Raw genomic sequence first — 24,262 nt, forward strand, 5'->3', positions numbered from 1 at the left:
CTCGCCTCAGAAGCTGCTGTCGCTGCCGGCGACATCCTCGATCGTCGATGTCGTCGTGCGGTATTCCTGGATCGCATTGTTACGCCGCTGGGCGTCGATCGGCGTCATGCCGCGAGGCGCCACCAGGTCCTCCGGATTGGCGACCTGGGCGGCGAGGTTATTCTGCGTGGCGCAGCCGAAATTATAGTAGTTCTGATTGGCGAAATCGTTCGAGATGTCCTTCGGCCACTGACCGCACTGCGTGGTGATCGCGGTCGTGCCGGTGAAGCTCAGGCGGATCGGCGCCGCATCGCCGGCACCGGCGGCGGCATAGGACGTATTGATGATTTTCGAGCTCGCGATCCCTCTCGACGCCAACTCGGCGCGGACCTGATTGCGCAGCTGATGGGCAGCCGCCGAATTCGGCGAGCCTTCCGGCGACAATACATACACCGGGCCCGAGGCGCGGGAGATATAGTTTGCGGCAAAGCCGCGGATGAGATCGCGCTGGGCGATGGTCAGGCGCCGATCGGTGGAAGCAACCGGAATATCCACCGTCTGCTCGGCCTCGGTGACGATGATCGGGTGACGGGCGCGGTAGTCATCCGGAATGCCGCCGGTTGTCAGCTGGTCGTGCGGGCCGGCGCATCCGGAAAGGATCGCCACCGAAACGGCGGTCGTGATGAGCGCCTTGGAGATTGCGAGCCGGGGTGTCGTCGAAGTCATGAAGGCCATCGCCTGATCTCTGTTCTGTGCCATTGCTGCCGATGCCCCTCCACTCATTTGTAGATAAACCCGATCGAGCCGTGGAACTGTGCATCCGCGACGGGCGCTTCGCGGCGGCCATAGACCTTGTTGACACGGTTGAGGAAGAAGGTCGCACCGTCGTTCTCGGGGCTGAAATTGTCGTCCGGCCGGTTCAGCTGATTGCGCGCCACCGGACGCACCAGATAGGGCGTTGCGATGATGACGAGCTCGGTTTCCTGACGTTCGAAGCCCTTCTGGCGGAACAGCGTCCCGAGCAGCGGGATTTTCGAAACGCCGGGTGTGCCGCCCATCGTCTGGGAGACATTGTCGCGGATGAGGCCGGCGAGCGCGATCGAGCCGCCCGAGGGCAGTTCCACCGAGGTCTCTGCCGAACGGCGCTGATAAGTCGCGTTGCCGGCGCCGGCCACCGGCTCGGAAACGTTCGTCTTGATCTCCAGGCTGATGCGGCCCGATGACAGGACAACCGGCTTGAAGGCGAGGTTGATACCATAATTGAAGGGCACGACGGTGACATTGCCGTTGCTATCGGTCGTCGAATAGAGCTGCTGGCCACCGGAGTTGAAGGTCGCGGCCTGGCCCGAGATTGCCGTCAATGTCGGCTCGGCCAGAGTCCTGACGACCTTGGCCTGTTCCAATGCGTTGAGATAGGTGGAGATATCGTATTTGCCGATCGAGCTCTTGAAGAGGGCCGCCAGGCCGCCGCCAACCGTCGCCGTCGCGCTGTCGGCGCTAGGGGTGCCGAGCTGGGCAACCGTCATGCCGGAGGAGTTGGAAACGAGGTTGTCGAAGCCGAGCTGCTTCAGCACTTCACGACGGACCTCGGCGATCGTCACCTTGAGGGTGACCTGGTCCTCACCCTCGATCTTCAGCAGATTGACGACCTGGGAGGTCTGCCGGCCTTCGGCAAAGAGCGCCACGGCGCTGTCGCCGCCGGTACCGGACGCCGTCTCCGTTCTCGTCGTCGCCTCGCCGCCCTTCAGGAAGACCTGGGCCAGGTCGGCGGCCTGCGTGGCGTCCTGCGGGGTGCGCACGGTGCCGGTCAGGACGATGTTGTCGGAGACGATTTCGACGTTGATGGCGGAATCGGGAATGAAGCGGCGGAGATTGGCTTCGAGACCGGAGACGTCGCGTTCGATCTCGATGTCGAGATTGATGATCTCCTGCCCGCCGGCGCCGAAGACAAAAATATTCGTCTGGCCGACCTTCTTGCCGAACAGATAGATGCGCCGCGAGGTGCGGGTAACGGCATCGGCCATGCTCGGATCGGATACGAGAATATCGTGCGCATCCTCCGGCAGATCAACGACGACGGCCTTGTTCAGCCCGAGCTTCAGCCGACGATGCGCATCGGGGCCGGTCTGCGCGATGCGGATGAGATTTCCAGAATCGGCACGCGCCTGATCGAGGGCGAGAAGCAGCCCGAAAGGGGCTGGCGCCAGGCCGGTGACGCTCACCGCAAACGAAAGGCTGCCCGTCAGGAGAAGCTTGGCGCGCCGCGTTGAATTGCCCATTTGCACGTCCCTTTACTCCGGCTTCGGCGCTTCGCCGGCGTCCGTTACGATGGAGCCCGACTTGATGACCTGAATGATCGCACTGCCGTTGTCACCGCTCAGCAGGTAGTCGGCGGCACTGGTATCCTGCTCCTGCGCATCGGCGACCGAGCGCAGCGCGAGCGACAGCCGGTCGGCCATCTGCTGGGCGACGGCGAGAACCTTGGTCTGATCGGGCGTGAGCTCGAGCGTCGCGGTCGTTCCCACAACCGACTTCAAACCATCGTCCTTTTCCTGGATCTGCTGGTCGATGGCGAGAACGCGGACATTGCTGAGCACCGTTTCGGTGATGAGCTTGTTGGCCTCAGTCCCCTTGCGGACCATGATGACGTCGACGCGGTCATTCGGCAGGATGAAGCCGCCGGCGCCCGTTGCCACGGATATCTCGGTCGCGACGGCGCGTTTGCCGGCCGGCAACAGCGAGGACAGGATACGGCTGCTGGAATCGGCGACTTTTTCAGGTCGGATTGGCTCGCCTTCGAAGATCGGCAGACGCACGACGGCGCCCTGCAGATCCTTGATTGCATCCGGCTTGTCGGCTTCGGTGATGAATCCCTGGACGACCCCCTCCTTCGGCCAGGCCATCCAATGCACCGTGTCGTCGCCCAGCCTTGCGCCGACCGGCAGATTGGCGCTCGAGACGAGGATGTTGACGGTGGGTTCTTTCTCGATGACCGACTGGACCTGGGTGACGACACTTCCACTGCCGGCCATTTGCATCGCCAGAAAGCCGGCAAGGCCGGCTGCCACCAGGGCGACAGCTAGGATTATCAGGCGGGCCGGTTTCATTGATCATTCCTCAAGGCACGATATGTTCGCCCTGCAGAATGCTCAGCAATTGGTATAATTATGGTTAATGGAACGCTTACATTTTAAGTTAACGGGCATTTAAAATGCCGTTATTTCAGGCTTTCCAGCGCGGCGATCAAGATCGGCGAAGACGGAAAGGCCATGAAGCCGCCGATCGCGATGGCGATGCCGTAAGGGATCTTCTTGGCGAGCAGCACCGAGTGCGGGACCGGCAGGCCGATGGCGAGAATGGCGTTCGACTGGGTTCTCACCAGAAGGATGAACAAGGTGATGAGACCGCCGATCATGGCGACGTCGGCCATCAGCAGGGCAAGGGACTGGTTCAGGCCGAACCAGAGCGCGGTGGCGGTCAGAAGCTTGGCGTCTCCGCCGCCCATCACATTGAAGGCAAACAGCGCGAAGCAGGCGGCAAGCACGATAGCGGCAGCGGCAAGATGCATGCCGATTGCCTGCAACCCAAAGCCCGAGAACGGCGCCAGCACGAGGAACGAGACGATAAGGATCAGGGAAACGCGGTTCGGGATCGTCATGGTGAACAGATCCGAGAAGGCCGCTATGGCGAGGCAGAGTGGCAGAATTAGAAAGACTGCAGCTGCGATCATGCGTATACCCGATCATCATAAGATACGAAAAGGCTCACGGCCGTACAGCGCGTGAGCCCGCTCGATGACCAGCCGGATCAAATCCGGCAGTGCGGGATACTGCCTGTCTTACTGGGACGCGGTGACCCCGTTTTGCATCTTGGTGCCCAGGTTATTGAACGTGGTGCCGATCTTGGTGCCGAGGCTCGTTGCGCCGGTGATGAGCGCGACGGAAATGAGGGCAGCGATCAGGCCGTATTCGATTGCGGTCGCGCCGGATTCGTCCTTCAGAAAACGGCTAAAAAGCTTGGTCATGGTTACTCCTAACTCCAGTTGATGTTCAGCACGTCCGCCAACTGTTGCCGTTGATCGGATGACCGCAATCTAGTGAATGGGCGTTTCTATCGGCTTAAGAAAAAGAGTTAACGAGATGTGAAGGCAATAAGAGGCCGTTGCATGGCAAGTATTATCTTATTTATTTCTCTCAATATTTAACGATATTCCTGGGTTAACATCGGATTTCATCTGGAAATAGTGCCGACGCGCACCCAACCGAGACGTATGCCGCCCGGAGCGCGTGCCAAATCGGATCATCCTGCCTCACCTCGAAACAACTGGGTGAGTTTAAAGCTTCATTCACCATTTTTTTCCATTCTATGCGCTATTGCGCTGTGATCGTGAAAGAGGACCAAATGTCATCGAGCGGCAAAACCATTTTCTTTGCCGGCATGATCGCCGTTTTCGGTGTTTCGGGAGTTTCCGCGGCCGCAGACGATGACATGCTGCGCGTCTATATGGATCACGCGCGCGTGTTGAAGCTCGACCGGCCGGTCAGCAAGGTGATCGTCGGCAATGCCAAGGTCGCCGACGCGACCGTGGCCGATGCCAAGACGATCGTCCTGACAGGACGCAGCTTCGGCACGACCAATCTCGTTCTGCTGGACGCCGATGGCAACGCCATCCTCGACGAACGCATCCTGGTGTCGATCGACGAGGGCAACACGGTGCGCGTCTACCGGCAGACGGAGCGCTCCGTGCTGTCCTGCACGCCGAACTGCGAGCAGCACGCGCAGCAAGCGGCCGGAGGCACCACGTCACCCTGATCGGCCCGGCTCGGATTTTCGTATTCGTTTAAATCGTCGTATCGGACTGAAACGGAAAATCAACGAACGGACCCTAGTGTGGCAGGCAGATGTCGCTCGGGTCCAGGCAATGACGGTAGTTGATCAGAAGACGGATGAGCAGCGCGCCTTCGCGCCGTTCCGTTTCTCCCAGTTTCGCGCTGCCGCCCGCTCGCGCGACGGCGCAGCGGCGATCGAATTCGCCCTGCTTGCCATCCCTTATTTCGTCGTGATCTTCGCGATCCTCGAAACCTTCATCGCTTTCGCCGCCGAAGAACTCGTCTCCAACGCCGTCGATACGATGAGCCGCCGGATGCGGACCGGGCAGATCACTTACAATCTCGGCCGTACGACCGATATGACTCAAACGCAATTCCGTCAGGCCTTCTGCGGCGAGATCGCGATCCTGATCAGCTGCTCGGCGACCGAGGCCGGCACGCCGAGCAAGCTCTACCTGGATGTGCAGACCTTCGCCGCCTTCTCGGCCATTCCGACGACAATCCCCAAGCTCTCCGCCGACAGATATTCCGACATCAATACGGCCGCTATCAAATATTCGCCCGGCGGCGCCGGCACGATCAATATGGTGCGCGCCTACTATCGCTGGGAAATCATCACGGATCTGGTCCGGCCTTACATCACGACGATCCGTCCCTCCGACGGTTCGATGCCGACACAATATCTGATCATCGCGACCGCGGCCTTCCAGAACGAGCAGTATCCATAATGGCATTGCGCAACCCGTTCACCAGACTGGCACTGACGGCGCGGCGGCTGAGCCGAGAGCGCAGGGGTGCCGGCGCGATCGAGTTTGCGATCCTCTTTCCTGTGCTGGTCATGCTCTATATCGGCGCTTTCGAGATCACGATCGGCCTCAGCGTCTCCAAGCGTGCCACTCGCGCCGCCGGTTCGATCGCCGATCTTGTCACCCAGCAGCAATCCGTCACGAAGAGCACGCTTGCAGAGATGCGAGCGGTCGCAACCGCGATCTTCGTGCCCTACAACTCGAGCTCGCTGACGCTGAAGATCACCGGGATTACCGTCGACGCCAGCGCCAATGCCAAGGTGCTCTGGTCCTGGGCGCAGGACGGGAGCGTGCCCTATGCCAAGAACGTGGCGGTTAGCGACGTGCCCTCGGACATGAAGACGGCCAACAGCTTCCTCGTCCGTACCGAACTCAGCATTCCCTACACGATGTTCCTGTTCGCGCCGAACTTCATGCCGGATGGGATGCGCACGATCACCATCAGCCGCAGCTATTTCTACCGCCAGCGGCAAGGCGATTCGATCCCCTGCGGCGACTGCTGACGGCCTTCACGATCTCGAATTTGCCAAGCCGGCCGCGGCATTATATGCCTGGGCCTTAGCCACTTCCGACCTACCGGAGGGGTGATCGGTCTCTCGGGTGGAACATGGCGCGTGCCTTTCTTTTCGTTCTGGATTCCTTCGGCGTCGGCGGCGCGCCGGACGCGGCGGCCTATGGCGACGAGGGCGCCGATACGCTCGGCCATATCGCCGAATTCTGTGCAGCCGGAGCCGGCGATCGCGCTGGGCTGCGCAGCGGACCGCTTTGCCTGCCGAATATGTCCGAGCTTGGGCTGATGCATATTGCGCGCGCGGCCTCCGGTCAGTTTCCGGCCGGTATGTCTCTTCCGGAAAAGGTCTACGGCGTTTATGGCACCGCCAACGAAATCTCGCGCGGCAAGGACACGCCCTCGGGCCATTGGGAGATCGCGGGAACCCCGGTCAATTTCGATTGGGGATATTTCCCGACGGAGGGCGACGCCTTCCCGCCGGAACTGATAGAGGCCTTGTGCCGAGACGGCGATGTCCTCGGCATTCTCGGCAACTGCCATGCTTCCGGAACCGAAATCATCGCCCGGCTCGGCGAAGAGCATATCCGCACCGGCAAGCCGATTTGCTATACCTCTTCGGATTCAGTCTTTCAGGTCGCCGCGCACGAAGCGCATTTCGGTCTCGAACGCCTGCTCACCTTCTGCCGCATCGCCCGCGGCCTGCTCGATCCCTACAATATTGGCCGAGTCATCGCCCGGCCCTTCATCGGCCAGTCGGCTTCCACCTTCCAGCGCACCGGAAACCGGCGCGACTTCTCGGTGCTGCCGCCGGAACCGACATTGCTGGACAGGCTGCTCCAGAACGGCCGACACGTGCATGCCGTCGGGAAGATCGGCGATATCTTCGCCCATCAGGGAATTTCGCGCGTCATCAAGGCGACAGGCAACGAGGCGCTGATGGATGCGTCGCTGTCGGCGATCGACGCGGCGAACGACGGCGATCTCGTCTTCACCAATTTCGTCGATTTCGACATGAATTACGGCCATCGCCGTGACGTGCCGGGATATGCCGCAGCCCTCGAAGCCTTCGATGCGCGCCTGCCGGAAGTGCACAAGAAGCTCAAGCCCGGCGATCTTGTCGTGCTTACCGCCGATCATGGCTGCGATCCGACCTGGCGCGGCACCGATCATACGCGCGAACGCGTGCCTGTTATCGCCTTTGGCCCCGGCATCCGGTCGCGATCGATCGGCGTGCGCCGCACCTATGCCGATATCGGCGAAAGCATTGCGCGCCATCTCGGCATTCCGGCCGGGCCGCATGGGAGGAGTTTTCTGTGACATCGCATTTGAAGAAGGTCGAGCTGCACTGCCATCTGGAGGGCGCGGCACCCCCTGCCCTGACTGAGGCGCAGGCGCAGAAATACGGCATCGACATCAGCGGGCAGCTTCGCGACGGCGCCTATATCTGGCATGATTTCGCAAGTTTCCTCGAATGCTACGACAAGGTTTCGGAGGTCTACAAGACCGAGGAGGACTATGCGCTTCTGACCGAAACCTATCTCGATGAACTGGCCGCCATCAACACGATCTATAGCGAACTCATCGTCTCACCCGATCACGGAAAACGCATCGGGCTCGGCGCCGATGCCTATATAGCGGGTGTCTGCGAAGGCATCCGGCGCGCTCGGGAAAAGAGCGGCATCGAGGCGCGGCTGATCGTCACCGGAGAGCGGCATTTCGGCCCGGAGAGCGTGATCGGGGCGGCCGAATATGCGGCCAAGGCCGGCAACCCGTTGATAACAGGCTTCAACCTGGCCGGCGAAGAGCGCATGGGCCGCGTCGCCGATTATATCAGAGCCTTCGATATCGCTCGCGATGCCGGCCTGGGGCTCACCATCCATGCCGGCGAGGTTTGCGGCGCCTTCAGCGTCGCCGATGCACTTGATGCCGTGCGCCCCGCGCGCATCGGTCATGGCGTACGCGCCGTCGAAGATCTCGATCTGGTGAAGCGGCTTGCCGATCTCGGCACCGTGCTCGAGGTCTGCCCCGGCTCCAATATTGCACTGCGGGTCTTTCCCGATTTCGCTTCGCATCCGCTGCGCCGGCTGAAGGAAGCGGGCGTGCAGGTGACGATCAGCTCGGATGACCCGCCTTTCTTCCATACGTCGCTCGAGCGCGAATATGCACTTGCCGCTGAAGCTTTCGGCTTCGGCGATGCGGAGATCGACGCCATGACGCGCACCGCAATCGAAGCGGCCTTTGTCGACGAGGAGACGCGGAGGGCTCTGCTCGCCCGCCTTTGAGGGTGAGAGCCTGTGCTTACCGGGTAAGGCTTCGGAGGTTGGGGAAGATCGGCGCAAATTCGGCTGCACTCTTGCGGTCGGGCCGATTTCCGTGAAAGAAACATTCGATAGAAAGAATGAAAGGCTTCCCCATGGACGGCGTCACGGTCATCGATCACCCGCTTGTGCAGCACAAGCTCACCATCATGCGGCGCAAGGAGACATCGACGGGAAGTTTCCGGCGGCTGCTGCGCGAAATCTCCACGCTGCTCTGTTACGAGGTTACCCGTGATCTCGAATTGACGATGGCAACGATAGAGACGCCGCTGCAGACGATGGAATCGCCGATCCTGGAAGGCAAGAAGCTGGTTTTCGCCTCGATCCTGCGCGCCGGCAACGGGCTGCTTGAGGGCATGCTCGACCTGGTGCCTTCCGCCCGCGTTTCTCATATCGGCGTCTACCGCGATCACGAAACGCTGCAGCCGGTCGAATATTACTTCAAAGCGCCGGAAGATGTGGCCGAGCGCCTGATCATCGTCGTCGACCCGATGCTGGCGACCGGCAACTCCTCGATCGCGGCGATCGACAAGCTGAAGGAACGCGGCGCCCACAATATCCGCTTCCTCTGCCTGCTTGCCGCCCCGGAAGGCATCCGCAATTTCCGCGCCGCGCATCCCGACGTTCCCGTCTTCACCGCGGCGATCGACAGCCACCTTAACGAGAAGGGCTATATCGTGCCCGGCCTCGGCGACGCTGGCGACCGCATGTACGGCACCAAGTAATTTCAGCCTTCCTTTACCAAATCGAAAGAGTTTAACGGCCCGGCGGTTCTCCCCGGGCCGTTTTCCTGCCGATATTAGCAACTTATCAGCACTTGCCGCTTAGCAGTCTGAAAGCATGAGGCCTCGCATGAAGCGGGGTTTATACAGGAAGGATTTCTGTGTCATGCTCGTGCGTACAATCATATTCGCCAGCATCGCCGCCGTGCTCGCCACACAGGCGCCGTCCTTCTTCGCCGGCACCGGCCAACAGCCCGCCGACACTCCTTCCGCCAATTACATCTCGACCGAAAGCGGTACGCCCGCAGCCCCCGCACCCGTCTCCGGCAGCAATGCGATCCGGCTGCAGGCGGATGCGCAGGGCCACTATACCGGCAGTTTCAAGATCAACGGCAAGCCGGTGCAAGGCCTGATCGATACCGGCGCCACCTACGTAGCACTCAACGAGACGCTCGCGCGCCGGCTGGGCTTCACCGCCAACCAGCTCGATTTCCGCTATGGCGTGAACACCGCGAACGGCCAGACCAAGGCCGCGCATGTGACGCTCGACCGGATCGAAATCGGCGGCATCCGCGTCCGTGATGTCGAAGCCTTTGTCCTCAAGGATGAAGCGCTGACGGCGACGCTGGTCGGCATGAGCTTCCTGCAGAAGCTCGCCTCCTATTCCGTCGCTGACGGCTCGCTCAGCCTCAAGCAATAGACGGCGTCAGACAAGACCCGCAATAACGGGATTCAGCACCGGCTCGTCCTCGGTGATGCGATAGTGCTCGGCAATTGCTGTGGCTGCCCTCTCCGCCGCAGCTTCGTCGGCGGCGTGAACGAGGGCGATGGGTTCGCCGGCGTTCACGCGGGTGCCGAGCGGCAGGAGTTCGGAGAAGCCAACGCGGTGATCGATCCGATCCGCGGGATGGCGTCTTCCGCCACCGAGATCGATGACGCTGACACCGATGCCACGGGCGTCGCAGGCGGCAAGCCAGCCGGAGCGGGCCGCCGGGACAGGCTTTTCGACCGGCGCTCTGGCCAGGTATTTGTCCGGGTTCTCGACGAGATCGGCCGGGCCGCCGAGCATGGATACCATGCGCGCAAAAGCCTCGACTGCCTTGCCAGACGACAGAGCCCGGCGCGCCATTGCCTCGCCTTCCTCAAGCGAAGCGGCGATGCCCGATTTCTCCAACATCTCGGCGGCGAAGGCAAGAACGACAGTATCGAGCCGCGTATTCCCTTTCCTGCCCGCAAGGAAATCCAGGCAGTTGCGCATCTCGACGGCATTGCCGGCGCTATCGGCGAGCGGCTCGTTCATGTCGGTGATCATTGCCGAAGTCTTCACACCCGCGCCATTTGCCACTTCGACCAGCGACCGTGCCAGAATTTCCGCCTGATCGCGGTCGGCCATGAAGGCGCCGTTGCCGACCTTGACATCGAGCACCAGCGTCTGAAGACCGGCGGCAAGTTTTTTTGAGAGGATGGAGGCGGTGATCAAGGGAATGGAATCAACGGTGGCGGTCACATCGCGCACGGCATAGAGCCTGCCGTCGGCGGGCGCCAAGGCGCCGGTCTGGCCGATGATGGCGCATCCTGCCTGTTTGACCACTTGGTGAAACAGATCTGCATCCGGGGTGATCATATAGCCGGGAATGGATTCGAGCTTATCGAGCGTGCCGCCGGTATGGCCGAGGCCGCGGCCCGATATCATCGGAACGGCAAGGCCGCAGGCTGCAGCGATCGGCGCCAGCATCAGCGAGACATTATCGCCGACGCCTCCGGTCGAGTGTTTGTCGGCAATCGGACGGTCGATATCGGCCCATTGCAGCCGATTGCCGGAATCGGCCATCGCCAGCGTCAAGGCCACGATTTCCTCGCGCGACATGCCCTTGAACCAGACGGCCATGGCGAAGGCGCCGATCTGGCCTTCGGACAATCGACCGGCGGCAAGCGCGTCGATGAAAGACCGGATATCGGCAGCGTCGAGTTCGCCGCCGTCGCGCTTACGCCGGATGATCTCCTGCGGGATCATCTCAATAGCCCGACGCCGCGGCCGATGCCGGCTGCGCTCCGCTTAGAACCGCCAGTATATCGTCGAGCAGGCCGGAAGCGCCGAAGCGGAAGGTCGAAGGCATGGCCCAATCCGGCGCCATGATGGTTTCGGCGAGGCTGAGATAGAGCGCCGCATCGGCCACCGAGCCGATGCCGCCGGCCGGTTTGAAGCCGACCTTGCGTCCGCTTTCGCGAATGGCCCGGATCATGATGTCGGCGGCTTCGAGCGTTGCGTTGACGGCGACCTTGCCGGTGGAGGTCTTGATGAAATCGGCGCCAGCATCGATCGCAAGTTCGGAGGCGCGGCGGATCAATGCCGCCTCCTTCAATTCGCCGGTCTCGATAATGACCTTCAGCAGAACGGGGTCGGCGCATTCGGCGCGCACCGCCTTGACCATGTCGGTCACTGCCTTCTCGTTGCCCGACATGAACTTGCGGTAGGGGATGACCAGATCGATCTCGTCGGCGCCGTCGGCAATCGCCTCACGGGTTTCGGCGGCGACATCGGCCAATTCCATCTCGCCCGTCGGGAAATTGACGACGGTCGCGATCCGCACGGCATGGCCGGTGCCGAGGATATTGCGGGCCTGGCCGACGAAGCGCGGCCAGATGCAGATCGCAGCGCTGTTGCCATAGGGCGTCTGCGCGCGGGCGCAGAGCGCTTCGATCTGCGCCTCGGTGCAATCGTCCTTCAGATTGGTGAGATCGAGAAGGGAAAGGGCGACCGCCGCCGTTTCCCGGATGGAATGGCTATTCATCTTCACTTCCTCTACAGCATGATGCCGAAAAGTGTGAGCGGTTTTCGGACGACATCATGCTCTCACTATTTAATGTAGAACAGGATTCAGATTTTAGGCCGACCGGCCTAAAGTCATCCTGTTCTGGCCGCAATCATGTCTTTCAGTATGGCGGCGAGACGGGCGCCACCGACAGGCGCCATGTCCTTGGTTTCTTCATGGCTGAGCTCATTGCCGGTCATGCCTGCCCCATAGTTGGTGATGACGGAGGCGGCTGCAACCCTCAGGCCGAGCATTCTTGCGATGATGACCTCGGGCACCGTCGACATGCCGACGGCATCGGCGCCGAGGATGCGCGCCATGCGGATTTCGGCCGGCGTTTCGAAGCTCGGACCGGAGAACCACATATAGACACCCTGCGCGAGTTCGATCTTGAGCTTTGCCGCAGCCTTCCGCATCGCCGCGGCGAGGCCGGCGTCATAGGCATTGGTCATGCCGACGAAGCGATGGTCGCTCTCCTCACCGATCAGCGGGTTCATGCCAGAATAGTTGATGTGATCGGTGATCTGCATCACTGAGCCGGGCGGCATGTCGTCACGCAGCGATCCTGCCGAATTGGTCAGGATCAGCGCCTCGACGCCAAGCGCCTTCAAGACCTCGATCGGCAGGCGCATGGCGTTGGGATCGCCCTTCTCATAATAATGGACGCGGCCGGAAAGCATGACAACGGGCACGCCGCCGAGCCGGCCGGCAACAACTTCGCCAGCATGGCCGGAGACGGCGCTGACGGGAAAGCCCGGCAGGTCGCGATAGGGAATACGGACGGCGCCGTCCAGCTGACCGACGAGGGAGCCGAGGCCGGAGCCGAGCACGATGCCATGGCGCGGCTTGATCGCGCCGAGCAAGGCGGCGAGCAGGTCAACCGTCGCCTTCATCCGAGTTCCGTCTCAAAACTGAAGGGAAGAAGCTCTTCCATCGTCATGGTCTTTTGCACGCCCGCCTCATCGCAGAGATAGATCTTCGTGTCCTTTGCGGCGAATTCGGAAATCTTCTGGCGGCAGCCGCCGCAGGGCGGGCAGAGCGGCAGCTTCTCGGCGATGACCGCCATTTCGACGATCTTCTTCGCCCCGCCCATGATCATGGCGCTGATTGCCGTCGGCTCGGCGCACCATCCTTGCGGAAAAGAGAGGTTTTCGATGTTGGCGCCGGTATAAACCTTGCCGTCCTCAGCGCGGATCGCCGCGCCGACGGGAAATTTCGAATAGGGCGCATGAGCAAAGGCCATGGCGCCGCGCGCGGCTTCGAACAGGTCGTGGGACATGATCAACGTTCCTTCGTATAGGGCACGCCGCCGGCCTTCGGCGGGATCGCGACGCCGATGAAGCCAGCGAGCAGAATGCAGGTGAGGACATAAGGCAGTGCCTGAAAGACCTGAACAGGCACGGTGCCGATCAGCGGCACCTCCTTGCCCTGCATGAAATTCGCCAGCGCATCGAGGAAGCCGAAGAGCAGGCAGGCAAACATGACAGGCACCGGCTTCCACTTGGCGAAGACGAGGGCGGCGAGCGCGATATAGCCCTTGCCGGCCGACATGTCCTTGATGAAGGCGGCGGACTGGGCGATCGCCAGATAGGTGCCGGAAAAGCCGCAAAGGATGCCGGCGCACATGACGGCGCGGTAACGCAGCCAGGCGACCGAGATGCCGGCGGTATCGACCGCACCCGGATTTTCGCCGACGGCGCGAAGGCGCAGGCCGAAGCGGGTGCGGTAAAGCACCCACCAGGAGAAGGGCACGGCGAGGAAGGCGAGATAGGTGAGGATATTGTTGCCCGATATGACGTTGGCATAGAGCGGGCCGAGGATCGGCACATCACGAAGGGCATCGGCGCCCGGCAAGATGATCGGTGCGAAACGTGCGTCCGCCGGCAGCTGCGGCGTGCGCCCGCCCTGGCCGAACCAGGCCTGGCCGAGCACGATGGTAATGCCGGCGATGAAGAAGTTGATCGCGACACCTGAGACGATCTGATTGCCGCGATTGGTGATCGAGGCGAAGCCGTGCACCAGGCTGAGCGCCACGGAGCAGACGATGCCGGCACCGAGTCCGAGCCAGGCAGAGCCGGTGAGATAGGCCACACAGGCCGCGGCGAAGGCCGAGCCCAGCATCTTGCCTTCAAGACCTATATCGAAAACGCCCGCGCGCTCGGAAAACAATCCCGCCAGCGCCGTAAAGATCAGCGGAATGGAGAGACGGACCGTCGAGCTTAGGACGTTGATGAAGATGTCATAATAATCCATCGTCCGCTCCTCAAGCTCGCTGAAATTGCTGATAGACACGCACCATCGCCGGCCGGAACATATATTCAAGCGCACCGGCGAACAGAATAACCAGACCCTGGATGACGAGGATCATTTCACGCGTGATGTTCGGCATTTCGAAGGAGATCCAGTCCCCACCCTGATAGAGTGTGCCGAAAAGAATTGCAGCGAAGATAATCCCGAGCGGATGGTTGCGGCCCATCAACGATACGGCGATGCCGACGAAGCCGGCGCCGCCGACAAACTCCACCTGCAAACGAGCGGAAGAACCCATGACCGGATTGAGCGCCATCATTCCGGCGAGCGCGCCGGACAGCAGCATGGCGATGATGACGGTGCGGGCATAGGGAATGCCGGCATAGTCCGCCGCCGTCGAGCTCACGCCCAGCGTGCGCATCTCAAAGCCGAGCTTGGTGCGCCAGATGAGGATCCAGACAAACCAGGCGGCAAAAAGGGCGATGATGAAGGAGACGTTGAAGGGTGCGGCACCCAACTTGGCGCCGACGATGTTCATGACCCAGCCGAGCTTCGGAAGCTGCCCACCTTCGAGGAAAGTCCGGGTTTCCGGCGCCATCTTGCCCGGCACGATCAGCACGTGCACCAACAGATAGACCATGAGGGCGGCTGCGATGTAATTGAACATAATCGTCGTGATGACGATATGGCTGCCGCGCTTGGCCTGCAGGAAAGCGGGAACGAAGGCCCAGGCCGCACCAAATATCCCCGCCCCAACGATGGCGATCGGCATTGTCACATACCAGGGCACATAATTGTCGAGCGCCAGCGCTACCAGCGCGCAGCCGAGACCGCCGATATAGGCTTGGCCTTCGGAGCCGATGTTGAAGAGGCCGGCGTGAATGGCAACCGCCACGGAAAGGCCGGTGAAGATGAAGCTCGTCGCATAATACAGCGTGAAACCGACGCCTTCGCCACTGCCGAAGGCGCCTTCGATCAGCAGGGAGAGTGCGGCAAGCGGGCTTTCGCCGATCAGCCAGACGACGAAGCCGGAGATCAGGAAGGCGACGATGAGGTTCAAAAGCGGGATCAGGCCGTAGTTGATCCAGTTTGGCAGCGGAACGGAAGCAGTGCTCATAAAGGCCTCACGCGGCAATGCCGGCCATCATCAGGCCGAGGGTCTGTTCACCGGCATCGGGCGTCTTCTCGCCGACGACATGGCCGGCAAACATGACAAGGATACGGTCTGAAAGGGCGCGGATTTCATCGAGTTCGACGGAGACGAGCAGGATCGCCTTGCCCGCATCGCGCATCTCGATGATCCGGCGGTGGATGAATTCGATGGCGCCGATATCGACCCCGCGCGTCGGCTGGCCGATGATCAGCATCTTCGGATCGCGTTCGATTTCGCGGGCGACGACGATCTTCTGCTGATTGCCGCCGGAAAAATTCGCCGTCTTCAGCCGCGGGTTCGGCGGGCGGATGTCGTATTTTTCGATCTTTTCCATTGCGTCCTTGCGGATCGCATCGAGATCGAGCAACGGGCCTTTGCTGTAGCCCGGACGGCGGTGATAGCCGAGCACGGAGTTTTCATATTCCTCGAATTTCAGAACCAGGCCCATGTGGTGGCGGTCCTCTGGGATATGGGCGAGGCCGAGGTCGCGCAGACGGGCGGGATCGGCCTTGTCGATTGTCTGGCCGTCGAGAAGGATTTCGCCGGAGGTGGGTTTGCGGATTCCGGCAATCGCCTCCAGCAATTCCGACTGGCCGTTGCCGGCGACACCGGCGATGCCGACGATCTCGCCGGCGCGCACGTCGAAAGAGACGTTGTCGACCATGGTGACGCCGCGATTGTCCTTGACCGTGAGGTTGCGGACGGAGAGCACGGCAGCGCCTGGATTGGCTTCGCCCTTCTGCACGCGCAGCAGCACGCGGCGGCCGACCATCAGCTCGGCAAGCTCCTCCACCGTCGTTTCCGCCGTCTTGCGGGTGGCGACCATCTCGCCGCGGCGCATGACGGAGACCGTATCGGTGATCGCCATGATCTCGCGCAGCTTGTGGGTGATAAGGATGATCGTCTTGCCCTGGTCGCGCAGCACCTTGAGGATGCGAAAGAGGTGATCGGCTTCCGCCGGCGTCAGCACGCCTGTGGGTTCGTCGAGGATCAAGATTTCGGCGCCGCGATACATGGCTTTGAGAATTTCGACGCGCTGCTGCAGTCCAACAGGAAGCTCTTCGATCAGCGCGTCCGGATCGACCTCGAGGCCGTATTCCGTTTCCAGCCGCTTGAGTTCGGCGCGGGCCGAAGCGACGCCTCTTGCCAGCAACGAGCCGCCTTCGGCGCCGAGCATGACGTTCTCAAGCACCGTGAAATTGTCGACCAGCATGAAATGCTGGTGCACCATGCCGATGCCGGCGGCGATCGCCGCCTGACTGTCGCGAATGGTGATCGGACTGCCGTTGACGCGGATTTCACCGCTGTCGGCGTGGTAAAAACCGTAAATGATCGACATCAGCGTCGATTTACCGGCGCCATTTTCGCCGATGATGCCGTGGATCGTCCCCTTGGCAACGGTGAGGTTGATGTCCTTGTTGGCATGGACGGCACCGAATTTCTTATCGATGCCGACGAGCTCGATAGCGGGCTTATCTGTCACAGCAGGCTCCAAATAAGAAAAGGGCGTATGGCGAAAATCCCCTCCGCCATACGCCCGATCTCAATCGTCGATTACATCAGGGCGCGGATCACTTCGGGCAAGCGTTGTCCGAGGTGTAATCGTGAACCTTGACGGTTCCGGCGATGATATCGGCCTTGGCCTTGTCGACGGCGGCCTGCATTTCCGGCGTGATCAGCGACTTGTTGTTGTCGTCGATTGCAGCGCCAACACCATCTTCCTTGACGCCGAGCGCCTGAACGCCGCCGGTGAACTTGTCGTTCTTGGTATCGGTATAGGCGTTGTAAACGGCAAGGTCGACGCGCTTGACCATCGAGGTCAGCACCGAGCCCGGATGCAGATGGTTCTGGTTGGAGTCGACGCCGATCGACAGCTTCTTGTTGTCGGCGGCGGTCTGCAGAACGCCGAGGCCGGTGGCGCCGGCTGCCGCGTAAATGACGTCGGCGCCCTGGTCGATCTGGTTCTTGGTGAGCTCGCCGCCGCGAACCGGGTCATTCCAGGCGGCGCCGGTGGTGCCGGTCATGTTCTGGAAAACCTGGATATCGGCCTTGGCGGCGCGAGCGCCCTGCTCATAGCCGCATTCGAATTTGCGGATCAGCGGAATGTCCATGCCACCGACGAAACCGACCTTGCCGGTCTTGGAGGCCATGCCGGCGAGAATGCCGACGAGATAGGAGCCTTCCTCTTCCTTGTAGACGACCGAGCGGACGTTCGGCTTGTCGACGACGGAGTCGACGATGATGAATTTGGTGTCGGGGAACTCGGCTGCGACCTTCTCAATGGCCGAAGTCCAGGCGAAGGAAACGGCGACCACGGGATTGAAGCCGCGGCTTGCGAAGTTGCGGATGGCCTGTTCGCCCTGCGTGTCCCCCGTCGGCTCGAAGTCGCGATAAGCAATGCCGGTCTCGGCCTTGAACTTCTCGGCGCCGTTATAGGCCGCTTCGTTGAAAGACTTATCGAACTTCCCGCCAGTGCCGTAGACCAGCGCCGGCTTGACATCGGCGGCCAGCGCCGTCGTCGACATGGCAGCCACGGCAAGAAGGGTGAGAAGGGATTTTTTCATGAGTTGCAGCCCTGTTGTTGCTATTTGTTTGGGGTCCTCCCGCAAGCCCTTTTCGGACATGTCTGCGGAACCACCGACCTCCCCCCGGAGGCCTGGCTGCGCGCATCCTTGCATGGCTCACGGAAAAATTCACCAGAAATTTTTCAGGCGGTAAAGATTTGCAGCAATTGCTGAAAATCAGTTCTGCCGGGCGGTTTTTTGGACATTTCGCCGACCGGGATGCGGATTTTTTAGCCGATCCGCAGGCCGTTGCTGAAACTAGGGACGGGCTAATGCACCCCGTCTTTTGCCGGATCGCACCGGCTCAAACAGCGAAAGCACGTCGCATCAAATTTGATTCATGCGACGCGCTTTAGCTGTTTGTTTTTATGCATGTCCTTGTCCTGGAACCGCTGCACACTTCCGGCGACATGCATTAAGCCGTGAAGCGACCGGCGATCGGCGGCTTCTTGTAGCCGATCATCCAAAGAAGCAGCGCGATCACCAGAAAGACGGCAAAGGCCGGCTGGAGCATCAGCCACTGGAAGATGAAGGCGTAGAAACGGGGATGGATATAGTAGGATAGCGCAGATTGCAGCGAGGTCAGCGTGTCCGGGCTCACATCCTGCCAGGCCTCCGACATCGGCGTCATGACAACGGCGGATGCCGCAACCGACTGGATCGAATCGATGGTCCCGGCAATAACGGCCGCCGCAAGCGCGACAAGACTGGCCAGACGCAACAGGAAACGCATCAATTCCTCCGACGCTTCGATATGCCGGACAATTCCGGCGGTCCCGCGCCATTCTCCACCTTGAGAATTACATAGTCATCGATGGGGTGAAGCACAATGGACGGGCGCAGGCGAGTTTTATCGGAAGAAGTCAAAAAACTGTTAGATTTGGGTTGATCGGCAAAAATTCATCGGTATATATCGCGCCGTTCCGACGATTTGCTCCTCTCCTGGTGCGAACGCTAAAGGACAGGTGGCCGAGTGGTTTAAGGCGCACGCCTGGAACGCGTGTGTACGTGAAAGCGTACCGAGGGTTCGAATCCCTCCCTGTCCGCCATTTTTCGTCGATCTTGCGCCCGGCGCGGTACTCTGTGCGTCGGTACGCAAATACCTCTGCCTCAGGTCTACTGGGACGGTCCAGCGATCCTCTCGACACCGAACTGAGCGGGAATTGCCCTAATAACTCCCCCTCGCGTAACGTGGGGACTGCCTGAACGTGTCCTCGCCATCGTCGAACCCGGCCTCTCACGTCGCTCGCGTCGATTGGATTCAAGCCGTACCCAAACAAAGTGTCCGGATATTCTTAAGGGCGCTGCAGCAGGGCGCGTCCGATCGGCTTCGGATTCTCGCTGCGCAACACCAGAGACGTCGTCACGGCGCCAAAACGTGCGATCGTATCGACGATGGTTTCCAGTTCTCCCGGAGACGGAACCAGCACCTTCAAGAGGAAACAGTCCTCTCCGGTAAGGCGCAATACTTCCATGACTTGCGGCATCTCGGCAAACTGTTTCAGGCAGGCCTTGATATGTTCATGCGTCGTCCGCAGGCGAAGCACCGCCGTCATTCCAATGCCCAAAGCCGCGGGATCGATGCGGGCGGAATAACCGACAATGATGCCGCGGTCCTCCAGCCGCTTGACCCGCTCCGATGCCGCCGGCTGGGAGAGTCCGACCCGTCGACCGAGTTCGGAAATTGCGATGCGGCCATTTTCCTGCATCGCCTCGATAATCGCGACATCGGTCGGATCGAGCGCTACACGATTATTTTCCTGCAAAGCCATGGGATCACCTTGAAATCATCGGAGAAGGACGCGGTTTTCCGATGATCATTCATTCCGATGCAAATGAAAATGCATCATTTTTACCTGCACGATTGATCAGAGGAAACGCATGAAGGACATCATCATATTGCCAGGCATTGGCGGTTCGGGCGACGCTCATTGGCAGACCCGCTGGGAAATATCGAGCCCTGAAATGCGGCGTTTCCAGCCAAGCGATTGGGATAGGCCCGACTTGACGGACTGGATGTCGGCCCTCGATCGCGCCGTCGGCGCATCGGCAACCCCGCCGCTGCTGGTCGCCCACAGCCTCGCCTGTCTGCTGGTTGCGCATTGGCAGCAGCTTTCATCGCTTGCCGTTGCCGGAGCTTTTCTCGTGGCGGTCCCGGATCCGCAGTCCGCTTCATTTCCTAAGGAGGCGGCCGGTTTCGGCAATCCGCCATCGCAAGAGATGCGCTTCCCCACTCTGATTGTTGCAAGCGCCAATGATCCTTTCGGCACGCTCGAGCATGCCCGGGCACGAGCCGATCTCTGGGGTAGCGGCCTTGTCGAGATCGGTGCTTTCGGCCATATCAACGGGCAAAGCGGCCTTGAGGAGTGGACGCAGGGGAAGGCTCTGCTGACGGCCTTCGCCGCCGGATTGGCAAAACCTGATCGGTGTGATCTGGCTGAATAGAGCTCGGCGATGGCCGAGGTTTAAAACACCACGCGATTCCTGAATTTTTACCATGCCGCTTCACCGGGTCTTTGCACGTGACGCGGTATGCTCTGGAAAATTAATAACCAGAGGTAAAACAGGTGGAAGAACTTTCGGTGAAGTCGAAGATCATCAAATCCGTCTATTTCAGCCAGGAAGACGGGCGGCTCAGGATTTGCTTCAGGAATGGCGAGGAGCGGCTGTTCGAGGGCGTTCCCTCTTCGGAAGCGCATGCGATGATGGCGGCGCAGTCTCCCGGCCATTATTACCTCGACCGGATCAGAACCCGGTTTCGCAGGCTGGCTGCGTGAACAGTCGAGGAATGCCGCAACCGACCTGCCGGATCGTGTGGGATCGGCGCAGATTCGGTGGATATTAGCCGACCGTTCACCATTGATCTCATCTTGGTTGGATCGCACCGGCCGTAACGCGCCAAGTTGTCGGCGCTGCCGACTTGAAGATCGGCCAGCCGGGAGGCTCGGCGGCGGACCCCAGCCAGGAAGCCGGGCCTCCCCGTCAACTCAGCATCGAGATAGCAAATTAGGGCTAATCCTGTGAAAAACCGAAATCGTCGCATCCGGACTCGACAATGCTTCATTAGCATGATTGCATAAACCCCGTCTAAAGAGGGGGTGACGATGTTCGACGATCTGCTTGAGATGCAGGAACGCGGTGCACGCGACCGTTCGCTCGGCCGCAGTCTGGCCGACAATCCGATGTCGAAACCGGATGTCCTGCCGATCACCGACCTGCAGGAATGGTTTTCGATGTTCGACGCCTGGCGCTTCGGCTGGTCAATCGAGGACGCGATGGCCGGGCACATCGATATGCCCCGGGACGGCCGTGCGGCGCGGCGAGCCTAAACCAGGACGGTCTGATCGACCCTGTCCTCGGTGCCGAAGAATTTCAGGTAACGTTCGACCTCTGCCGGTTCGCCGGTCGCCTTCTGCGGATTGTCTGAGAGCTTCACCGCCGGACGGCCATTGGCATCGCTGACCTTGCAGACGACCGAGATCGGGTTGAGGCCCGAGATTTCGGTCGGGGCGCAGCCGGCAAAATCATTGGTCAGGTTCGTGCCCCAACCGAAGCTCATCCGCACCCGGCCTTCGAAATGCCGGTAGGTATCGATGATGGCATCGACATCGAGGCCGTCGGAAAAGATCAGCAGCTTCTGCCGCGGATCGCGGCCCATCTTTTTCCACCAGTCGATGATCTTCTCACCGCCTTCGATCGGTGGCGCGCTGTCCGGGCGGAAGCCGGTCCAGTCGGCCACCCATTCCGGGGCGTCGCGCAGGAAGGCCGCAGTGCCAAAGGCATCCGGCAGGACGATCAGAAGGTTGCCGCCATAGAGCTTGTTCCAGTCGCGCAGGATCTTGTAGGGCGCGTTGCGCAGCTGCTCGTCGGTTTGCGCCAGGGCAGCGGCCACCATCGGCAGTTCGTGGGCATTGGTGCCGACCGCCTCGAGATCGGAATCCATAGCCAGCAATACATTGCTGGTGCCAGTAAAGGCCGGGCCGATGCCTTCCTTCAGCGCCTCGACGCACCAGCGCTGCCACAGAAAACTGTGGCGGCGGCGGGTGCCGAAATCGGAGATGCGCAAGCCTGGCAGTTCCCTCAGCCGCTCGACCTTCGACCACATCTTCGCCTTGGCGCGGGCATAGAGCACGTCAAGGGTGAAAGGGCCGAGTGCCTTCATCGCCGAGCGCGACCGCAGCTCGTTGACGATCGCGAGCGCCGGGATCTCCCACATCGTGGTTTCCTTCCAGGCCCCGTGAAAATCCAGCACATATTGGCCGTCTTTCTTCGACAGCTCGTATTCGGGAAGCTGAAAGTTGGAAAGCCAGCCGAGGAATTCCGGCTCGAAAATCTGCGCGCGGCCGTAGAAGCTGTTACCCGCAAGCCAGATTATCTCCTTCTTGGAGAGCCTCAGCGTACGGGCGTGATCCAGCTGTTCACGCAGTTCACCTTCGTCAATCTCCTCGGCGAGGTGGACGCGTTTGGTCCGGTTGATCAGCGTGAAGGAGGCATTGACGTCTGGATAGAGCTTCCAGATCATCTGCAGCATCAGCAGCTTATAGAAGTCGGTATCGATCAGGCTGCGGATGATCGGGTCGAGCTTCCAAGCGTGATTGTAGACGCGTCGTGCAATATCGGTCTTGGCCATGAATTCCTGCCCCTGTCCAATCCGGTCAGGTGCTGCCAAGTGTCCGGGCCGGCGCACGAAACCGGCTCGTGCGTCTTCTTATCGAAAAATCGGCGGGCAAAGTCCAGATAAAACATAAACATCCCGCCGCGGCACGGCGGCGGGATGGGCGATCATCTGGAATTGCTCTATTGGGCCGGCGCCGCAGGCTGGGCCGGCGCCGCAGGCACAACATTCGGGGCCGGCGCTGTTGCCGGCGTCTCGGTCGGCACTGCGTTGCTATTCTGCTGCGTCGGGGCAGGTGCTGTTTCCGATTGCTGGAGCTGCTGGCCGGGCTGCTGTGGCGCCACCTCGTTCGCCTCGCGATTACCCCAGATCTCGACCGGGATCCACACGACGAAAGCGAGGATCAGCGCGACGAGCAGCACCGTGAGGATCCGGTATCCCATGCGCCCCTGTTTTGCCTTGACCGGCGGGATCTGCTCTTCCTTGTGAAGCTTGCCGTCGGATTTTTCCCAGCGTGTTTCCGTCTGATGCGCCATCATCGTCTCCTTCCGCTGCCTTAGAGCATGATGCCGAAAAGTGTGAGCGGTTTTCGGACGACATCATGCTTTAACTCTTTAATTTAGAACAGGATTCAGATTTTAGGCCGACCGGGCCTAAAATCATCCTGTTCTAGCGGCCGATCCGACCGCAAAACGTTCGCAGAGAAAACGGTCAGTCGTCTCGAAGGTTCCGAGCGCTCAATAGCCGGCGGCGCGGTCGATCACGAATTGCAGCGGTTCACCGCGCTCGAAGCGGGCGATCTGTGTCTCGACATGACGGAACAGGGCGTTCTCTTCGGAGACCGCCGCGTCATGCGGGGTGATGAAGACGTTCTCCAACGCCCACAGCGGGTTATCTGATGCTAAGGGCTCCGCCTCGAAAACATCAAGCGAGGCGCCGCCGAGGATGCCGCTCCGGACCGCCGAGACGATATCGGCCTCGACTTGGCTGCGGCCGCGCCCGGCATTGATGAAGACCGGGCGTCCAAGCGCACCGTCGCGGCGGAGCTTCTTAAATAGCCCGCTATCATAGAAACCCGTAGTGTCTGGTGTCAGCGGCAACAGACCGACGAGAATGTCGGTCCTGGCGAGGAAGCCGTCCAGTTGGCGCGCGTCGAAGGTCTCGACGCCGTCGATCTCTTTGCGGGTGCGCGACCAGCCGATGACGTTGAAACCCATCACTTTCAGCTTGGCGACCGCGTCCTGCCCGAGCATGCCGAGGCCCATGACGCCGACCGTCACCTCCGCTGCTTCGGGCGCGATCAATTTGGCCCATTCGCGCCGCCGCTGGCTGATATCATGGGCGTATTGCCCGCGCAGATGCATCAGGCATTGCATCACTACCCATTCGCTCATGCGGGTGGTCAGGCTGCGATCGACGAAACGAACGATCGGTATATCAGGCAGGCCATCCATGCCGATGATATGGTCGACGCCGGCGCCGCCCGAGAAGATCACCTTGAGGTTCGGAGCCCGGTTGAAAAGATCGGCATCAGGCTTCCAGACAAGCGCGTATTCGGCCGCTCGCAGATCCCGCATGCGATCGGCCGGATCGGCGAGATTGATGCTGCCGCGGTCGGCAAAGGCCGTTTTCAGCACGCGGGCGACGCCTTCGGGATTGAACTTGATGTCGACGAGAACAGGAGAGGGTGTGGACATGATGT

Annotated in this window: 29 protein-coding genes and 1 tRNA gene; 12 read left to right on the forward strand and 18 right to left on the reverse strand. The window is 60.9% G+C overall.

Features of this window, described 5'->3' with window-relative positions:
- Window positions 1-6 precede the first annotated feature (6 nt).
- The 5 genes from GGI60_RS25075 to GGI60_RS25095 form a co-directional block, all read right to left on the reverse strand.
- Window positions 7-762 carry a CpaD family pilus assembly protein gene (locus GGI60_RS25075; RefSeq protein ID WP_183919230.1) on the reverse strand — a complete coding sequence of 252 codons (756 nt, stop codon included), beginning with the start codon at window positions 760-762 and terminating at the stop codon, window positions 7-9.
- Window positions 759-2,258: a type II and III secretion system protein family protein gene (locus GGI60_RS25080; protein ID WP_183919229.1), complete on the reverse strand. Its 1,500-nt coding sequence runs from the start codon at window positions 2,256-2,258 to the stop codon at window positions 759-761. Before GGI60_RS25080 ends, GGI60_RS25075 begins: the two co-directional genes overlap by 4 nt.
- A 12-nt stretch (window positions 2,259-2,270) precedes the next feature.
- Window positions 2,271-3,086: a Flp pilus assembly protein CpaB gene (gene cpaB, locus GGI60_RS25085; RefSeq protein ID WP_183919228.1), complete on the reverse strand. Its 816-nt coding sequence runs from the start codon at window positions 3,084-3,086 to the stop codon at window positions 2,271-2,273.
- A gap of 110 nt (window positions 3,087-3,196) precedes the next feature.
- Window positions 3,197-3,709 (reverse strand): prepilin peptidase, encoded by a 513-nt coding sequence (locus GGI60_RS25090; RefSeq protein ID WP_183919227.1) that lies wholly within the window; start codon window positions 3,707-3,709, stop codon window positions 3,197-3,199.
- A 108-nt stretch (window positions 3,710-3,817) separates the two neighbouring features.
- Window positions 3,818-4,003, reverse strand: a complete 186-nt coding sequence (locus GGI60_RS25095) for a Flp family type IVb pilin (RefSeq protein WP_183919226.1) — start codon at window positions 4,001-4,003, stop codon at window positions 3,818-3,820.
- Between the two features lie 377 nt (window positions 4,004-4,380).
- Between GGI60_RS25095 and GGI60_RS25100 the strand changes: the two genes are divergently transcribed.
- From GGI60_RS25100 to GGI60_RS25130, 7 genes are all read left to right on the forward strand, one after another.
- Window positions 4,381-4,791 carry a pilus assembly protein N-terminal domain-containing protein gene (locus GGI60_RS25100; RefSeq protein WP_183919225.1) on the forward strand — a complete coding sequence of 137 codons (411 nt, stop codon included), beginning with the start codon at window positions 4,381-4,383 and terminating at the stop codon, window positions 4,789-4,791.
- A 109-nt stretch (window positions 4,792-4,900) separates the two neighbouring features.
- Window positions 4,901-5,536 (forward strand): TadE/TadG family type IV pilus assembly protein, encoded by a 636-nt coding sequence (locus GGI60_RS25105; RefSeq protein WP_183919224.1) that lies wholly within the window; start codon window positions 4,901-4,903, stop codon window positions 5,534-5,536.
- Window positions 5,536-6,117 carry a TadE/TadG family type IV pilus assembly protein gene (locus GGI60_RS25110; protein WP_183919223.1) on the forward strand — a complete coding sequence of 194 codons (582 nt, stop codon included), beginning with the start codon at window positions 5,536-5,538 and terminating at the stop codon, window positions 6,115-6,117. Before GGI60_RS25105 ends, GGI60_RS25110 begins: the two co-directional genes overlap by 1 nt.
- Before the next feature lie 104 nt (window positions 6,118-6,221).
- A complete protein-coding gene (locus GGI60_RS25115) occupies window positions 6,222-7,442 on the forward strand; it encodes a phosphopentomutase (RefSeq protein ID WP_183919222.1) in 1,221 nt (406 codons plus the stop codon).
- Complete coding sequence (locus GGI60_RS25120) at window positions 7,439-8,407, forward strand: adenosine deaminase (protein ID WP_183919221.1); 969 nt, start codon at window positions 7,439-7,441, stop codon at window positions 8,405-8,407. Before GGI60_RS25115 ends, GGI60_RS25120 begins: the two co-directional genes overlap by 4 nt.
- A gap of 131 nt (window positions 8,408-8,538) precedes the next feature.
- Complete coding sequence (gene upp, locus GGI60_RS25125; protein ID WP_097608133.1) at window positions 8,539-9,168, forward strand: uracil phosphoribosyltransferase; 630 nt, start codon at window positions 8,539-8,541, stop codon at window positions 9,166-9,168.
- Between the two features lie 127 nt (window positions 9,169-9,295).
- Window positions 9,296-9,865, forward strand: coding sequence for a TIGR02281 family clan AA aspartic protease (locus tag GGI60_RS25130; protein WP_183919220.1), 570 nt, complete (start codon window positions 9,296-9,298; stop codon window positions 9,863-9,865).
- Between the two features lie 6 nt (window positions 9,866-9,871).
- Here the strand turns inward: GGI60_RS25130 and deoA are convergent, their stop codons facing one another.
- From deoA to GGI60_RS25170, 8 genes are all read right to left on the reverse strand, one after another.
- A complete protein-coding gene (gene deoA, locus GGI60_RS25135) occupies window positions 9,872-11,179 on the reverse strand; it encodes a thymidine phosphorylase (RefSeq protein ID WP_183919219.1) in 1,308 nt (435 codons plus the stop codon).
- Between the two features lies 1 nt (window position 11,180).
- Window positions 11,181-11,957, reverse strand: a complete 777-nt coding sequence (gene deoC / locus GGI60_RS25140) for a deoxyribose-phosphate aldolase (protein WP_183919218.1) — start codon at window positions 11,955-11,957, stop codon at window positions 11,181-11,183.
- Window positions 11,958-12,070: 113 nt separating this feature from the next.
- Entirely contained in the window at window positions 12,071-12,871 is an 801-nt protein-coding gene (locus GGI60_RS25145; protein WP_183919217.1) for a purine-nucleoside phosphorylase, read from the reverse strand.
- Window positions 12,868-13,257: a cytidine deaminase gene (locus GGI60_RS25150; protein WP_183919216.1), complete on the reverse strand. Its 390-nt coding sequence runs from the start codon at window positions 13,255-13,257 to the stop codon at window positions 12,868-12,870. The genes GGI60_RS25145 and GGI60_RS25150 overlap by 4 nt, the downstream gene beginning before the upstream one ends.
- Before the next feature lie 2 nt (window positions 13,258-13,259).
- A complete protein-coding gene (locus GGI60_RS25155) occupies window positions 13,260-14,231 on the reverse strand; it encodes an ABC transporter permease (RefSeq protein ID WP_183919215.1) in 972 nt (323 codons plus the stop codon).
- 10 nt (window positions 14,232-14,241) lie between these two features.
- The gene (locus GGI60_RS25160; protein WP_183919214.1) at window positions 14,242-15,345 is read right to left on the reverse strand and encodes an ABC transporter permease; all 1,104 of its coding nucleotides are present in this window, start codon (window positions 15,343-15,345) and stop codon (window positions 14,242-14,244) included.
- Between the two features lie 7 nt (window positions 15,346-15,352).
- Window positions 15,353-16,864: an ABC transporter ATP-binding protein gene (locus tag GGI60_RS25165; protein ID WP_183919213.1), complete on the reverse strand. Its 1,512-nt coding sequence runs from the start codon at window positions 16,862-16,864 to the stop codon at window positions 15,353-15,355.
- An 88-nt stretch (window positions 16,865-16,952) separates the two neighbouring features.
- Window positions 16,953-17,945, reverse strand: a complete 993-nt coding sequence (locus tag GGI60_RS25170) for a BMP family protein (protein WP_064800277.1) — start codon at window positions 17,943-17,945, stop codon at window positions 16,953-16,955.
- A 158-nt stretch (window positions 17,946-18,103) separates the two neighbouring features.
- Here GGI60_RS25170 and GGI60_RS25175 point away from each other — a divergent pair, with 158 nt between their 5' ends.
- Window positions 18,104-18,301, forward strand: a complete 198-nt coding sequence (locus GGI60_RS25175) for a hypothetical protein (protein ID WP_183934859.1) — start codon at window positions 18,104-18,106, stop codon at window positions 18,299-18,301.
- Window positions 18,302-18,360: 59 nt separating this feature from the next.
- Here the strand turns inward: GGI60_RS25175 and GGI60_RS25180 are convergent, their stop codons facing one another.
- On the reverse strand, window positions 18,361-18,678 hold the full coding sequence (locus GGI60_RS25180; protein ID WP_038686170.1) for a hypothetical protein: 318 nt from the start codon (window positions 18,676-18,678) through the stop codon (window positions 18,361-18,363).
- A 226-nt stretch (window positions 18,679-18,904) separates the two neighbouring features.
- Between GGI60_RS25180 and GGI60_RS25185 the strand changes: the two genes are divergently transcribed.
- A tRNA-Ser gene (locus tag GGI60_RS25185) sits at window positions 18,905-18,994 on the forward strand.
- A gap of 246 nt (window positions 18,995-19,240) precedes the next feature.
- Here GGI60_RS25185 and GGI60_RS25190 read toward each other — a convergent pair.
- Window positions 19,241-19,717 carry an Lrp/AsnC family transcriptional regulator gene (locus GGI60_RS25190; protein ID WP_183919212.1) on the reverse strand — a complete coding sequence of 159 codons (477 nt, stop codon included), beginning with the start codon at window positions 19,715-19,717 and terminating at the stop codon, window positions 19,241-19,243.
- Window positions 19,718-19,826: 109 nt separating this feature from the next.
- Here GGI60_RS25190 and GGI60_RS25195 point away from each other — a divergent pair, with 109 nt between their 5' ends.
- From GGI60_RS25195 to GGI60_RS25205, 3 genes are all read left to right on the forward strand, one after another.
- The gene (locus tag GGI60_RS25195; RefSeq protein WP_183919211.1) at window positions 19,827-20,390 is read left to right on the forward strand and encodes an alpha/beta hydrolase; all 564 of its coding nucleotides are present in this window, start codon (window positions 19,827-19,829) and stop codon (window positions 20,388-20,390) included.
- A gap of 122 nt (window positions 20,391-20,512) precedes the next feature.
- Complete coding sequence (locus GGI60_RS25200) at window positions 20,513-20,722, forward strand: KTSC domain-containing protein (protein ID WP_183919210.1); 210 nt, start codon at window positions 20,513-20,515, stop codon at window positions 20,720-20,722.
- A 327-nt stretch (window positions 20,723-21,049) separates the two neighbouring features.
- Window positions 21,050-21,274, forward strand: a complete 225-nt coding sequence (locus GGI60_RS25205) for a CrpP-related protein (protein ID WP_183919209.1) — start codon at window positions 21,050-21,052, stop codon at window positions 21,272-21,274.
- On the opposite strand, the gene pncB is transcribed toward GGI60_RS25205, so the two are convergent.
- The 3 genes from pncB to GGI60_RS25220 all read right to left on the reverse strand — a co-directional run bounded on the left by pncB (window position 21,271) and on the right by GGI60_RS25220 (window position 24,257).
- Window positions 21,271-22,575 carry a nicotinate phosphoribosyltransferase gene (gene pncB, locus GGI60_RS25210; RefSeq protein ID WP_183934860.1) on the reverse strand — a complete coding sequence of 435 codons (1,305 nt, stop codon included), beginning with the start codon at window positions 22,573-22,575 and terminating at the stop codon, window positions 21,271-21,273. The genes GGI60_RS25205 and pncB overlap by 4 nt on opposite strands.
- Before the next feature lie 167 nt (window positions 22,576-22,742).
- Window positions 22,743-23,099 carry a hypothetical protein gene (locus tag GGI60_RS25215; protein ID WP_183919208.1) on the reverse strand — a complete coding sequence of 119 codons (357 nt, stop codon included), beginning with the start codon at window positions 23,097-23,099 and terminating at the stop codon, window positions 22,743-22,745.
- 198 nt (window positions 23,100-23,297) lie between these two features.
- Complete coding sequence (locus GGI60_RS25220) at window positions 23,298-24,257, reverse strand: glyoxylate/hydroxypyruvate reductase A (protein WP_183919207.1); 960 nt, start codon at window positions 24,255-24,257, stop codon at window positions 23,298-23,300.
- Between the last annotated feature and the right edge of the window lie 5 nt (window positions 24,258-24,262).

It is taken from the genome of Rhizobium lentis (genome assembly GCF_014200175.1).
GTDB lineage: Bacteria > Pseudomonadota > Alphaproteobacteria > Rhizobiales > Rhizobiaceae > Rhizobium > Rhizobium mulingense.